This window comes from Pseudomonas sp. CFBP 8758, from assembly GCF_014841725.1.
Taxonomy (GTDB): Bacteria; Pseudomonadota; Gammaproteobacteria; order Pseudomonadales; family Pseudomonadaceae; genus Aquipseudomonas; species Aquipseudomonas baltica.
The window spans coordinates 412,535-425,280 of sequence record NZ_JACYUK010000001.1 but is presented as its reverse complement, the minus strand read 5'-3'; the positions used below and the strand labels follow the sequence as shown (position 1 = coordinate 425,280).

Genomic DNA, 12,746 nt, shown 5'->3' with positions numbered 1-12,746 from the left:
GATCCTTCTCCGCGCATTGGCGGGCGCTCGTGAAGCAGGCCCTGTCCCACTTGTGCATATCGATGAGCACAGCGACTTCAGCCATCCGGACAACTTCGATTCGGAGCAGAGCCTAGGCGCGGTGGCGGGTATGGATGTCGCCTTGGCAACCTGGCGTTGTGAAACCCCGCCCACGCCACCCTCCTTGAACCCCGGCACCAGCAAAACGTCATTCAAGACACAGCAATCTGACCAGCCCCCATCAGCGGACATACCTGCACGGCTCGCTCGGCCAATAGGTTGCGTAGAGCGTGCATTTGTCCAATGCGCTCGTCCAACAAAGCGATTTTCTCAGCAAATAATTTCGCCAGCAGATCGGTGGAAGCTTCTTCGCCAGTCCATAGCAACGGTAGATTTTCACCGATCTCCCGCAGTGAAAATCCCAGCTGCTGCGCCAGCTTGATATACCCAACCAGTTGCAGCGTCTGCTCGGCATAAAACCGATAGCCGTTGGTAGCACGACCCGGCTTGATCAAGCCTTTCTCTTCATAGAACCTCAGGGTATCGACTGACACGCCTGCCTTCGCTGCCACTTCTCCGATCTTCACCCGTCAATTCTCCGTTTGACTCTGGACCTAACTCCAGGCTTTAGCCTGCGGGCTCCAACTGTGAGGGGTGAATATGATCAGCGTAAATAGAAATCTACAGATCGTTCGGGCCAGTGCTGTTTACGATCTTGTGGTCACTGCAGGCTTCATGACGCCTTGGACGGCATTGCTGGTTTTTGAAGGATTCGCAGCGCTGTCCGCTGTGCTGGCATTGGACCGAGCGGTCCCCACGCTGGACACTACCGCAATGCTGTTCGCCAACCTGCTGGGCAGCATCGTGGTGATCTGGTCGATATGGCGGCTGGTGCAACCGAGCCGCAGCGTTGGTTTGTATGACGCACTGGCGAGAGTGCTGTTCGCTGCCTGGCAGCTGTTTGCAGTAGCTCACGGCGCCAGTTTTCTGATTCTGGGCTTCACGGTTTTCGAAGTGGCTTTTGCCATCGCGCAACTGCTGCCGACACACAATCCACAAGCGGTTCAAACGCAGGCAAGCCCTGAGGGTTCTGGTCTTGGTGCGCGGTAGACGAAAGTCTCGCTATGGCGTCACCCGCAACAGCTTGCCGTCGACTCCATCGGTCAGCACATAGATCGACCCATCGGGAGCTACCTTAACGTCGCGCATGCGCTCGTCCAGTTCGCCCAGCAGCAGTTGCTGACCGACGATCTGCTGGCCGTTACGCACAACGCGGCGCACGGCACGCTCCTTGAGTGCCGGGACCAGCAAGTCGCCTTGCCATTGGGGAAACAGCGGACCGTCGTAGATGGCCAAGCCAGCGGGTGCAATCGACGGCGTCCACTCCAGGATTGCGTTCTGGTAGCCAGGCAACCGGGTGAATGGCGTTATTTTCGCGAACGGATAGTCGATACCGCCCGTGACGATGGGCCAGCCGTAGTTGCCTCCCGGCACGATGCGGTTGACCTCGTCGCCGCCGCGCGCGCCATGCTCGGTGATCAGCAAATCGCCTGTGGTGGGATCGACGGCGATGCCCTGCACATTGCGGTGGCCAAGGCTGTAGATTTCCGGGGCGACGCCAGCTTGGCCGATGAAAGGGTTATCCGCCGGCGGGCGGCCCTCGCGGTCGATTCTGACCAAGGTGCCCAGATCGTTCGCAGGATTCTGCGCTTCTTCTCGCCGCTCGCTGCCGTCGCCTAGCGCGAGCACCAGGGTCTGGTCGCCAAGAAAGGCAATGCGCCCGCCGTTGTTGCCGGCGCGAGGTTTGAGCGTGGAGCTGAACAGTACGCGGACGTCGTCGATCCGATCATTCGCCAACGTGGCACGCACAAGGCGCGTGCCGTTCGCACCGGCTTCGCCATAAGCCATGGTCAGGTAAAGCCAACCGTTGTGTTCGAACTGCGGATCCAGCGCGACCTCCATCAATCCCGCGGTACCGCCCTGCTGGAAGATGGGCGGCAGCCCGTCGAGCTTGATCTGCGAAGACGCGCCATCGGCAGCGATGGCCAGGAGTCGCCCTTGCATCTCTGTGACCAGGACGCGGCCGTCCGGAAGAAACGCCACCGACCATGGGCGGTTCAGGCCTGTCGCGACGGTCTGAACCTTGTAGCTGGCGGAATCTACCCTCGCTGGCGTATCGCCGGTACCAGGGGCCATGGCGAAAAACAACATGGCGGGCGCAGCGATGAGAACCGCCACCACACCCACCTCACGCCACTGCCCTCCTCGGCTCGACGAATGAGCAGTCACGACGGAAGGCGCGTTCAGACGCGCATAAAGCCACCCGCCGACGATTCCCGTCAGCGACATCAGCACATGGCCAAGGGCCGTGCGGGTGCCCGGCAATGCCGGCATCGGAATCACCGAGCGCATCAGCCAAAAGACGAAACCCAGCCCACACACGCTGGCCGTGATGAAAACGAGCCTGCGCCAGGAAGCTGGGGTGAAACGCAGCACCCAATGGCCTGCCAACACCGCGAAAGACAGCGCCAAAAAGGCTATGCCGGCCATGACTGGAGCAAACCGCGCAAGGTCTTCGAGCGTGGTCCAGAGTCGAACCGACAAGGTCACCGGTGCACCGAGGCGAATCAGTTCGGCAAGGTTGAGCTGAGTCTGCACGATACTGGCAATGGCACCCGTCGCCAGCGCGGCGACGAGCAGTGCCCTTATATAGTGGATCGCGGCCTTCATTCGATGCCTTCTCTGCCTGGCTTTCAATGCTTGGAGATTAACCGCAAACACTGCACGCCAGCACTCAAAAACCAGCCTACCCGCGGCCCTTCGCCCGATCGGCCTGTGTCCGCCCGTCATACCCCCAATCGGTTGCCGGATGCTCCTTTACAACGATGTAGGTCGCCGGGTGAAGGTCCGGCAGGGCCCGTCGGAGCAACGACATGGCACTTGCGATAAACGCGGTTTTTTCCTCTTCCGAGTTCGTCCCGGCGGTCACGCTGACCTCAAGATGCGCCGCCGCCGGCTGTTCATCAGCGCCGACTGTCCAGCGATGTGCCCCCGGCACTTCGATCAGCACCGAAGTGAGGTCCCGGCGTTTGCCCAGGGCGTTGGCGATCAGGTCAGTCAATTCGGTGCACAGCTGGCGGCCCTGGTCGAGAGACGGCTCGTGCGACAGCGTAAGTCTGGCAAAAGGCATTTTCGTTCTCCTGGCGGTGATGGAGATCGAAGTCTATTTGAGGAAAACGAAACTATACTCGAGACTTTCCAGACCCCAGGTTTGAGTTTTCCTCATGATTGCGGACATTCCCTCCCCTTTGCTTCGTACCTTCGTGGCGGTGGTCGATGGTGGCTCGCTGGCCGCGGCGGCCACGCGCATCGCGCGCAGTGAGTCGGCACTCAGCCTGCAGATCGCCCGTCTTGAAGGCATCGTGCGCCAGCCGCTGTTCGACAGGGATGGCCGGGCCTTGCGGCTCAACACGGCCGGGGGGCTTTTGCTGGGCCATGCGCGCTCGATCCTGGGTCGTATAGACGCCGCACGTGCGGAGCTTGCGCCGGACACCGCGGCGCCGGTTCGACTCGGTGTCGTGCAGGATTTCGTGGCAGGGGTATTGCGCCCCACGCTTGCGGACGTCCTCGCCGCGACCCCTGATGCCGCTTTTTCAATTGTCGTGGCCAGCACGGCAGAACTGCTGCAGGCCATAGGCGAGGACCGCATCGACGCCGCCTTGTGTGCGGGTGAGCCGTTTGGCGGCAGCGTGGTCACCCGGCTTCCCATGGAGTGGTTCGGCAACCCGGATCTGCTGCTCGGTGACGTGGTCCCGCTGGTGGGCATTATCCTGCCCTGCCCGTTTCTGCTGGCCGCGCAGCGGGTGCTGGACGCCGCCGGGCGTCCGTGGCGCATGGTGCTGACCACGCCGAGCCTCGATGGCGTACGTGCGGCGGTCGAAGCAGGACTGGGGATTACCTGCCGCACCGAAGCGGGCTTCTGCCGACCGGCGATGGCGGGCACAGCGCTGCCGCCACTGCCGGAGATCGCCTATTCCATCGTTGAGCGACGTCGGGGCGATGCAGGTAACCGCCTGGCCGTCAGCAGAATGCGGGAGCACCTTGAAACCGTGGCGCATCACTCGTAAAAAGGCGAACCGTTATACCTAACAAACGTTAGGTAGCCTATTGACGCGCTCCCAAGAGGCGCCTATGGTCTGTCTACCTAACAAGCGTTAGGCCGGACTGCTCAACTCTCCAGGACCCACCCATGACTTCCAAACTGCAACTCTTCACCTCCCCCTCGGCTTTCCCCAACCCGCAGCGCCTGCGGTTGTTCATGCACGAAAAGGGCATTGCCGATCAGTTCGATGAAACCATCTACGACATGGCGCCGGGTGGGCAGCAGCGCGGTTGGCGCCATCTGAACATGAATCCGTGGGGTGAAACGCCGACCTTGCAGTTGGCCGATGGCAGCTACCTGGCGGAAACGGCGGCCATCGCGCGTTACCTCGACCAGTCCTATCCGGGCCGCAAGATCATGGGCGAAAGCGCGCTGGAACAGGGCCTGGATACCATGTGGGACAACCGCATCTGGGTGCATATCCTCTATCGCATCGTCACCGCGTTCCACGTGCTGCACACCGGCCTGGGCTTCAAGCTTGAACTGACCAAGAACGAAGCGTGGGGTGAGCACTGCCGCAAGGAGGCGCTGATGCATGCCGCCCTGGTCAATCGCCATCTGGCTGACGGCCGTGAATGGCTGCTGGGCGGTGCCGAGCCGACGTTCGCCGACATTACTTTGGCAACCGCCATCGCCTTCTCCAAGTTCCCGGTCAACGCCACGCCGCTGGACGAGCGTTTCGAGCATCTGGACAGCTACTGGCAGCGCTGGCAGCAACGGCCAGCCTTTCAGGCGGCCTACGCTGACCGCAGCAGCGGCATACCAGAGCTGGATTCGCCTACCGCGTGATTGGTCGCAACGGGTAGCAATGGCCGAGGCCGCCATCCCCTGGCGGCCTCGGTACGCGTCATGCCGAGCCCTTTTGCTTTAAGATGCCGCGCTTCCCCGAGAACTCGTCCGACGTACGAAAGGCACCCCAATGAGCAGCAACGCCCGCGAGGCCATACTCCTGGCTGCCCGAAACATCGCCCAGTCACAAGGCTACAACGGGCTGAATTTTCGTGACCTGGCGAATGAAGTCGGGATCAAGCCGGCCAGTATCTACTACCACTTTCCGAGCAAGGCCAACCTCGGCGTTGCCGTTGCACGGCGCTATTGGGAAGACGGTGCGGCTGCGCTGGAAACCATTTCCGAGCAGACCCCCAACCCTGTCGAAGCGCTGCAGCGCTTCCCCGAGATCTTTCGGCGCTCGCTGGAGGCTGACAACCGGCTTTGCCTGGGCAGCTTCGTGGGCGCTGAAACCGATAACCTTCCCCCGGCCATGGCCGAGGAAATCCAGGCTTTCGCGCAGGTGAACATTGCCTGGTTGAGCCGGCTGCTGGTCGAGGCGCACGTGTGCGAACCGGCTGCAAGCGAGGTACGTGCGCGGGCTATCTTTTCGGCAGTGGCCGGCGCTCAACTGGTTGCCAGAAGCCGCTCGGACATCTCGCTGTTCGATACGCTGATCGAGGCCTATCAGGCTTACGGGCCCCTGCCCCCCCGTCAGTAGCCTTCAGGGCCCACATCCATTATCGCTGCACGCGAAACTGTTTCGGTGATTGCCCCGTGCAGCGTTTGAAAAAGCGCGAGAAGTAGGCCGGGTCGGAGAACCCGAGGTTGTCGGACACTTCGGCGATGGTCATGCTGGTGTAGACCAGGTCGCGCTTGGCCTCCAGCAGCAATCGCTGGTTGATCATCTGCAATGCAGACTGCCCCGCGAGGCGCCGACACAGCGCGTTGAGATGGGCATTGCTGATGCCGAGCGTCGCGGCATAGTGATCGATAGGCAGGTGTTCACGAAACCGCAGTTCCAGTGTCTTGATGAAGACCTGCAGATAGTCGCGCCCACGATCCACTTGCAAGGTGTCCGATGAGGACAGTGCCTGTTTGCGCCGACTGAGCCAGATCGACAGTATCGTGATCAAGGATTGCAGCATTGCATCGCGGCCCGATCGCTGTTGGTTGTACTCCTGGGCAAGGGCTGAAAACAGCGTGTCCAGATATGCACGCTCGGCACCGACCGGATAACACACAGCCGTGGTCAGCACCGGGCTGCCGAGCAAGGCGCCGAGCTGATGGGCCAAGGGCAGCGCCAGGCTGAGCACGTGGCCCTGGGTATCGGCGGAAAACTTGAACGTATGCACGCTCAGCGCTGGCACGACCTGCAGCGAAGCAGAATCGACGAGATTGATCTCGTCCTCGACCTTCAACGTGGCCTGCCCTGCCTGCACGTACAACAGTTGCACCAGATCGCTGTGCCGATGGGGTTTTATTTCCCAGCCATGCAGCTTGCTCCGCTCGGGAATCGACTCGCAATGGATCAGGTCTGGCGTCGGCCAGGCCCCGGTTTCGCCGTACAGCTTGAACACCGGAACGGGCGCGGCGAGCGATTTCGACATTGTGTCTTCCCCACTGCAACGATCCGCCGAAAGTCCATGAAATATGCCGGATATTGCCTTCTTATCTCAAGTCTGCTCATCAAAAATACAGGGGACAACAATAAAAATGCACTGCAAGGGGTCACGCCCGCAGTCGCACCTCACAAGGCTGCTCACATGAAAACTCAAGTCGCTATTATCGGTGCCGGTCCGTCCGGCCTTCTGCTCGGCCAACTGTTGCATCGTGCGGGTATCGACAACGTCATCGTCGAACGCAAGGACCCCGACTACATCCTCTCGCGGATTCGTGCCGGTGTGCTCGAGCAAGGCACCGTCGACCTGCTGCGCGAAGCCTCGGTCAGCGCGCGTATGGACGCCGAGGGTCTGGTGCACGATGGGTTCGAACTGGCGTTCGATGGACGCAGTGAACGCATCGACCTCAGCGCACTGACCGGCGGCAAAACGGTGATGGTCTACGGCCAGACCGAAGTCACCCGCGACCTGATGCAGGCCCGGGCCGCCGCCGGCGCGCTGACGGTCTACGAGGCCGACCAGGTTCAGCCCCATGACATGAACAGCGACAGCCCGTACCTGACCTTCCAGCACAACGGCGAGACGGTTCGCCTGGACTGCGAGTACATCGCCGGCTGCGATGGCTTTCATGGCGTGTCGCGGCAAGCGATCCCGGCAGAGGCCCTGAGCTTCTTCGAACGCACCTACCCCTTCGGATGGCTGGGTATCCTGGCCGACACACCGCCGGTCAACCACGAATTGATCTACGCCAACCATGAGCGTGGCTTCGCCTTGTGCAGCATGCGTTCGGCAACGCGCACCCGTTACTACCTGCAGGTAGGAGCAGAGGAAAAGGTCGAGGACTGGTCCGATCAGCGCTTCTGGGACGAACTCAAACTGCGCCTGCCCGCGCCTGTCGCAGAGCGGCTGGTGACCGGCCCGTCCATTGAAAAGAGTATCGCGCCGTTACGCAGTTTCGTGGTGGAGCCGATGCAATACGGCCGTCTGTTTCTACTCGGCGATGCCGCCCACATCGTCCCGCCCACGGGAGCCAAAGGCCTGAACCTGGCGGCCAGCGATGTCAGCACCCTGTATCGCATCCTGCTCAAGGTCTATCGCGAAGGGCGTACCGACCTGCTGCAGAAGTACTCGCACATCTGCCTGCGCCGCGTCTGGAAAGCCGAACGGTTCTCTTGGTGGATGACCTCGATGTTGCACCGTTTCCCCGATACCGATGCCTTCGGACAGCGTATGCAGCAGACCGAACTGGACTACTTCGTGGGTTCGCCTGCCGGCCGCCAGACCATCGCCGAGAACTACGTCGGGTTGCCGTATGAAGACATAGAATGAATACGAGCTTCCAGTGCGGTACGGAAACTGCATTGATCTCGCTTTGCCGCCAAGCCAATGACGCCTTTTATGAAACCAAGCGACTTTACCCCAGCCAGACTATCGCCGTCGTTGCTGAGCAAAGCCCTGATAGGCTTCATTGCATTGGTGTGTCTATCCTTGGGTCTGGCAACTGCGTGGCAAATGAGTTTGTCCCGGGAAGAACGTCTGGCGGCCGCCAAAGTTGCAGTTTCCAATATCGTCCGTGCCGCCGAACAGCAAGCTCAAGATACGGTGCGACAAGCTGACAATACCTTGCGTGATCTTGTGGAACGCGTAGAGCACGACGGGCTTGCGATCGACGCGCGAGCGCGGTTGGCGAAGCTGATGGCGGCAAACGTGTCGAACGTCGAGGCTGTCCAGGGGCTCTTCATCTTCGACGCCCAGGGCAACTGGATCGTCAACTCGTTCTCCGAGATTCAAACCCACGATAACGGTGATCGTCCTTATTTCATCTATCACCGTGATCACAGTGATACCGCCACGCGAATCGGCTCCATCGTGAAAAGTCGCATCACCGGGGATATGGTCATCCCGATCAGCCGACGTATCAATGGCGCTGATGGCACTTTTGCCGGTGTGGCATTGGCCACGGTGCCCGTTGCCTATTTCCAGACGTTCTTCGAACGAATGGATGTAGACGACCAGGGCGTTATTTTCCTGGCCCTGAACAACGGTGACCTGCTGGCCCGGCGCCCCACCTTGACCGCGCTGATGACCACCAACCTTGCCAAGGGCGATATTTTCTCGCGCTATCTGCCCGAGAGCGACAGCGGTATTGCCGTGACCAGGTCTTTGGTGGACGGCGTGGAAAGGATCTATGCCTACCGCCGGGTCACCGGCCTGCCGATTGTCGCGGCCGCGGGTGTCTCCTCCCAACACGTATTCGCCTCCTGGTGGGCGTATGCCTATCGGTCGGCCGGGCTGATTGCCCTGATCTGCCTTGCCTTGATAGGGCTGAGCGTCTTGCTGTACAAGCAAATCCAGCAACTGATAACGGCGGAAAGCGAGCTGCAAGGCGCCCAGAACGAACTGGAAACCATCGCGCAAACCGACAGCCTGACGCAGTTGCCCAACCGACGTCGCTTCGACTTTGCCGTGCGCCAGGAATGGGCACGAGCCAGCCGCAATCGCTCGACCCTGGCGATCATCCTGTTGGACATCGATTGGTTCAAGCAATACAACGACCAGTACGGGCATGTCCGAGGCGATGACTGCCTCATGGAAGTCGCCAGCCTCATAGGCAGTGCGGTGCACCGAGCCGGGGATCTGGCGGCGCGTTATGGTGGCGAGGAGTTCGTGATTCTGCTACCGGAAACGGATCTTGCCGGCGCGCTCAGCGTTGCCGAAAAGGTCAGGCTGTCCATTTTCAATGCCGGCATCGAGCATTCAGCCAGTGCGTTGGGTAACGTCACTGTCAGCTTGGGCGTGGTGGCAATCAACGCACCCAAACACGACGCCTATACCGCGGCCCTGAAGGAGGCGGACAGGCTTCTGTATCGCGCCAAAAACCGAGGCCGAAACCGTGTCGAGGCGAACGAGCTGCCTGGTGCGCAAGCAACCGGTTCATACGTTAGCAGCCTGGTGACTTAGGGCAGCTGCCCTGGATTATCCCGAGCGAGGGCTGCCGTCCGTCACCGCAGCCCCAGCCCGTCCTCACACCTTGAAGCGTCGTACCACAGCGATCAGATTGGCATTGGATGCGGCGAGCGCAGACGTGCTCTTCTCGGTCTGCGCGCCTCCTGCCACCAGGTCCTCGACTATCTGCCGCACCGCTACCATGTTGCGGTTGACCTCTTCACTGACGGCGCTCTGCTCTTCAGCTGCGGTGGCTATCTGCGTGCTGAGGTCGTTGATGCACACAACCGATTCGGTCATCGCATCCAAGCCTTCGTTGACCCTGGATGTCTTGTCGACCGTGGCCTGACAGCGCGCCTTGGTGCTCTCCATCGCCACCACGGCAGCACTGACACCCTGCTGCAGACGGGTGAGCATTTCATTGATTTCCGAGGTGCTGGATTGGGTACGCCCTGCCAAGGCCCTCACTTCATCTGCAACCACTGCAAAACCGCGGCCTTGTTCGCCTGCGCGCGCGGCCTCGATCGCAGCGTTGAGCGCGAGCAGATTGGTCTGCCCGGCAATGTCACCAATCACCCCCAGTACAGAATTGATACGCTGGGCATCGTGTTCCATAGCCCTGACCTTGGTAGTGGCGTCTTCCACTTCCGAGATCAGTTCGCGGACACTGCTCGAGGCATCTTCGACCACCACTTTGGAATGCCGGGCCTTCTCGCTCGCCACCTGGGTCATGCTCGCCGTTTGAGCGGCATTGCGGGCGACGTCATCGGCGGTAGAGCTCATTTCGGTGATGGCCGTCACCGCTTGATCGGTTTCATTGGCGTGGCGAGTCAGAATGCTGTTGGTGCCCCGCGACTGTCCGCGTAGCTGCTCGATACCCTCGGCAATCAAAGAAGACGAGTCGGACACTTCACTGATCATTTTCTGCAGATAGACGATGAAGCGGTTGATCGAGTGACCCACTGCGCCGACTTCGTCCTCGGCACGAATGACGATGCGCTTGGTCAGGTCGGCATCACCGGCCGACAACGTATCGATGTTGGTCTTGAGCACCGCCAGACGGTTCATCAGTTGCCTGAGGGCGAACACGATGACCAGCAGCATGATGACCACCATCGGGATCTGCAGCATCGCCAGGGTCTTGAGCACATGGCTGCTTTGCGCCGTCAGTACTTCAGTGGGTTGGGCTACCGCCATCTGCCACGGCGTGCCTTCGACGGGCATCAGGAACAAGGTGTATTCCTTGCCATCGCTGCCGACAAACGTCGAACGCGTGGCACCGGGGCTTTTCAGCAAACCCTGCAGTGCTGCCGCAAAGGGGTATTGGCCAGCCAGGTCGCCGAGATTCTTCAGTACGTTGTTGCCTGGAATCTCCGGCTGGTTGCTCAGGACTTTGCCGTCGCTTTCGACGATCATCAGTTGCGCGTTGATCTCGCGCTCTTTCTGCGCGATCAGCTCATTGAAGAAGCCCAATGTCACATCGATGGTCGCGACGCCATAGGCCGCGCCGTCCTTGGTAATGGCCATCGCGCAGTTGGTGCGCGGCTCCGGGCTGGCATCGTCCTGGTAGGCCGAGGCCCAGTTGCACTGCCCCGCAGGGGCCTTGAGCCCACCGAGGTACCAGGACTGCTCGAAGTAGTTTTTCGATTCAGGCGAGTTCCAGTGCGTGTTGACTATCAACTTGCCGCTGGCATCGCGGTGATAGAACGTACTGTGCTTGGCCCGGCCCACGGTACGTTTGTCGGGAAGCGGCCAGATACCTCCGCCGAATACCTTCGACTCGCCGTACTGGTTGACCATGCTGGGCAGCAGGCGGTCGATACTGTCGCTGTCCAGTTGCGCAACCGTCTCGGTAATCACCCGCTGCTGCGCCTGCACCCGTGCCAACTCGCGCTTGATGACGGCACTGATCTCCCCTGCCTCAGTGACCAACTTGCGTTCATCGGTGCTTGTGAGGCTGGGCGTGATGAAGTAATTGACCCCTATCGCCGTCAGCACCGCGACGAGCAGAACGAAGCCTACGAAAGTAGCGGTATAGCGAGTTTGAATGGTGTGCAGCATGAGGGGCGCATCCGCAAGGTGTGGAGTTATTGATCTTGTATAACCTTATCGGCGCGGAACTTTGTCGCATGAGTGCAAGCCCTGATAAAACGCGAAAATCTCGGTTAATCAGGGGCGTGCACGGCATGCTTATACAGTGCGATCAGAGCGCGTTCACCTGACCGATCGCCAGTGGCTCGGCGCTTTCGCCGATGCCGTTTTCCAGGGGTGCGCCAAACGCATCGAGGCTGATCTGGAAGCGATCACCCGGCTGGGTTTTCACGCCGTCGGCGAATGACAGTGTCGCGGTGCCGAAGTAATGCACGTGGACATCGCCCGGGCGCAGGAACTGCGCGTATTTGAAGTGATGGAATTCAAGGTTGGCGAGACTGTGGCACATGTTGTCTTCGCCGCTGAGAAACTCCTTTTCCCAGAGCGTTTCGCCATTGCGAATGATGCGGCTGGTACCGGCCAGATGCAGTGGCAACGCACCGACGCGCAGTTCCGGACCGTAGGCGCAGAAGCGTAATTTGGAATGGGCAAGGTAGAGGTAGTTGCGCCGCTCCATGACATGGTCGGAGAACTCGTTGCCCAGGGCATAGCCGACGCGGTACGGCTGGCCATCCTCACCAATCAAATACAGCCCGGTAAGTTCCGGTTCTTCGCCGGCATCTTCGGCGAAGGGTGGAACAGGGAAATCGGCCCCCGGCCGCACGACGATGCTGCCGTCACCCTTGTAGAACCATTCCGGTTGCGCGCCGGCTTGGCCCTGTGCCGGTTTGCCGCCTTCCAGGCCCCATTTGAAGATGCGCATGGTGTCGGTCATGCCGGCTTCGACGGCGCCCTCGTGCTGGTGCATCTTGTCGCGCGCCGAAGCGCTGCCCAGGTGAGTCAGGCCGGTGCCGCTGATCAGGCAATGCGCAGGGTCTTCGTGATCGAGCGGCGGCAATAAGCGGCGCTCTTGCAACAACTGCGCATAGTCCGGACCCGGTCGCGTGCCACGGGCGGCCACTTCATCGGCCAGGCCGTGGTGACCGCGAATGGCCGCAAGAGCGAGCTCGCGGGTCGTGCGGGTATCATTGACCACCTGGACGTGGGCGCCCTCGACAACGCCAACCTGGCGTCCCCCGTCGGTGTTTTCGAATTGAATCAGACGCATGTGTGGCCTCCGGAACGTCATGGTTGGCGCCGCCCGCAAGCGGCGCCAA

General features: G+C 60.8%; 12 protein-coding genes and 1 pseudogene. 6 read left to right on the top strand and 7 right to left on the bottom strand.

Annotated features, from left to right (window positions below; translation table 11 throughout):
• Window positions 1-212: 212 nt before the first annotated feature.
• Entirely contained in the window at window positions 213-587 is a 375-nt protein-coding gene (locus tag IFT75_RS02035) for a MerR family transcriptional regulator (RefSeq protein ID WP_192053022.1), read from the bottom strand.
• 73 nt (window positions 588-660) lie between these two features.
• Between IFT75_RS02035 and IFT75_RS02030 the strand changes: the two genes are divergently transcribed.
• Window positions 661-1,110: a hypothetical protein gene (locus tag IFT75_RS02030; RefSeq protein WP_192053020.1), complete on the top strand. Its 450-nt coding sequence runs from the start codon at window positions 661-663 to the stop codon at window positions 1,108-1,110.
• A 12-nt stretch (window positions 1,111-1,122) separates the two neighbouring features.
• Here the strand turns inward: IFT75_RS02030 and IFT75_RS21370 are convergent, their stop codons facing one another.
• Window positions 1,123-2,850 carry a PQQ-dependent sugar dehydrogenase gene (locus IFT75_RS21370; RefSeq protein ID WP_244652671.1) on the bottom strand — a complete coding sequence of 576 codons (1,728 nt, stop codon included), beginning with the start codon at window positions 2,848-2,850 and terminating at the stop codon, window positions 1,123-1,125.
• On the bottom strand, window positions 2,807-3,190 hold the full coding sequence (locus tag IFT75_RS02020) for a tautomerase family protein (protein ID WP_192053018.1): 384 nt from the start codon (window positions 3,188-3,190) through the stop codon (window positions 2,807-2,809). The genes IFT75_RS21370 and IFT75_RS02020 overlap by 44 nt, the downstream gene beginning before the upstream one ends.
• A 94-nt stretch (window positions 3,191-3,284) precedes the next feature.
• Between IFT75_RS02020 and IFT75_RS02015 the strand changes: the two genes are divergently transcribed.
• The 3 genes from IFT75_RS02015 (at window position 3,285) to IFT75_RS02005 (ending at window position 5,651) form a co-directional block, all read left to right on the top strand.
• Window positions 3,285-4,127, top strand: coding sequence for a LysR family transcriptional regulator (locus IFT75_RS02015; RefSeq protein WP_192053016.1), 843 nt, complete (start codon window positions 3,285-3,287; stop codon window positions 4,125-4,127).
• A 122-nt stretch (window positions 4,128-4,249) separates the two neighbouring features.
• Complete coding sequence (locus tag IFT75_RS02010; RefSeq protein ID WP_192053013.1) at window positions 4,250-4,951, top strand: glutathione S-transferase family protein; 702 nt, start codon at window positions 4,250-4,252, stop codon at window positions 4,949-4,951.
• 130 nt (window positions 4,952-5,081) lie between these two features.
• On the top strand, window positions 5,082-5,651 hold the full coding sequence (locus IFT75_RS02005) for a TetR/AcrR family transcriptional regulator (RefSeq protein ID WP_192053010.1): 570 nt from the start codon (window positions 5,082-5,084) through the stop codon (window positions 5,649-5,651).
• A gap of 19 nt (window positions 5,652-5,670) precedes the next feature.
• Here IFT75_RS02005 and IFT75_RS02000 read toward each other — a convergent pair whose 3' ends face one another.
• The gene (locus IFT75_RS02000; protein ID WP_192053008.1) at window positions 5,671-6,540 is read right to left on the bottom strand and encodes a helix-turn-helix domain-containing protein; all 870 of its coding nucleotides are present in this window, start codon (window positions 6,538-6,540) and stop codon (window positions 5,671-5,673) included.
• 156 nt (window positions 6,541-6,696) lie between these two features.
• On the opposite strand from IFT75_RS02000, the gene pobA reads away from it, so the two are divergent.
• Window positions 6,697-7,881, top strand: coding sequence for a 4-hydroxybenzoate 3-monooxygenase (pobA, locus tag IFT75_RS01995; protein ID WP_192053006.1), 1,185 nt, complete (start codon window positions 6,697-6,699; stop codon window positions 7,879-7,881).
• 69 nt (window positions 7,882-7,950) lie between these two features.
• A complete protein-coding gene (locus tag IFT75_RS01990) occupies window positions 7,951-9,513 on the top strand; it encodes a sensor domain-containing diguanylate cyclase (protein WP_244652670.1) in 1,563 nt (520 codons plus the stop codon).
• Window positions 9,514-9,576: 63 nt separating this feature from the next.
• Here the strand turns inward: IFT75_RS01990 and IFT75_RS21575 are convergent, their stop codons facing one another.
• The 3 genes and pseudogenes from IFT75_RS21575 to araD1 all read right to left on the bottom strand — a co-directional run bounded on the left by IFT75_RS21575 (window position 9,577) and on the right by araD1 (window position 12,697).
• A complete protein-coding gene (locus IFT75_RS21575) occupies window positions 9,577-10,419 on the bottom strand; it encodes a methyl-accepting chemotaxis protein (protein WP_446730962.1) in 843 nt (280 codons plus the stop codon).
• A 15-nt stretch (window positions 10,420-10,434) separates the two neighbouring features.
• A pseudogene (locus tag IFT75_RS21570) lies at window positions 10,435-11,559 on the bottom strand (cache domain-containing protein); the annotation flags it as partial.
• Window positions 11,560-11,701: 142 nt separating this feature from the next.
• Entirely contained in the window at window positions 11,702-12,697 is a 996-nt protein-coding gene (araD1, locus tag IFT75_RS01980; protein ID WP_192053000.1) for an AraD1 family protein, read from the bottom strand.
• Between the last annotated feature and the right edge of the window lie 49 nt (window positions 12,698-12,746).

Excerpts from the sequence above, each read along its gene's own strand:
- IFT75_RS02010 (WP_192053013.1), top strand. The coding sequence starts at position 4,250 with ATGACTTCCAAACTGCAACTCTTCACCTCCCCCTCGGCTTTCCCCAAC.
- IFT75_RS21575 (WP_446730962.1), bottom strand. The coding sequence starts at position 10,419 with ATGATCAGTGAAGTGTCCGACTCGTCTTCTTTGATTGCCGAGGGTATC.
- IFT75_RS21370 (WP_244652671.1), bottom strand. The coding sequence starts at position 2,850 with ATGACGGGCGGACACAGGCCGATCGGGCGAAGGGCCGCGGGTAGGCTG.
- IFT75_RS02030 (WP_192053020.1), top strand. The coding sequence starts at position 661 with ATGATCAGCGTAAATAGAAATCTACAGATCGTTCGGGCCAGTGCTGTT.
- araD1 (WP_192053000.1), bottom strand. The coding sequence starts at position 12,697 with ATGCGTCTGATTCAATTCGAAAACACCGACGGGGGACGCCAGGTTGGC.
- IFT75_RS02000 (WP_192053008.1), bottom strand. The coding sequence starts at position 6,540 with ATGTCGAAATCGCTCGCCGCGCCCGTTCCGGTGTTCAAGCTGTACGGC.
- IFT75_RS02015 (WP_192053016.1), top strand. The coding sequence starts at position 3,285 with ATGATTGCGGACATTCCCTCCCCTTTGCTTCGTACCTTCGTGGCGGTG.
- IFT75_RS02020 (WP_192053018.1), bottom strand. The coding sequence starts at position 3,190 with ATGCCTTTTGCCAGACTTACGCTGTCGCACGAGCCGTCTCTCGACCAG.
- IFT75_RS02005 (WP_192053010.1), top strand. The coding sequence starts at position 5,082 with ATGAGCAGCAACGCCCGCGAGGCCATACTCCTGGCTGCCCGAAACATC.
- IFT75_RS01990 (WP_244652670.1), top strand. The coding sequence starts at position 7,951 with ATGAAACCAAGCGACTTTACCCCAGCCAGACTATCGCCGTCGTTGCTG.
- pobA (WP_192053006.1), top strand. The coding sequence starts at position 6,697 with ATGAAAACTCAAGTCGCTATTATCGGTGCCGGTCCGTCCGGCCTTCTG.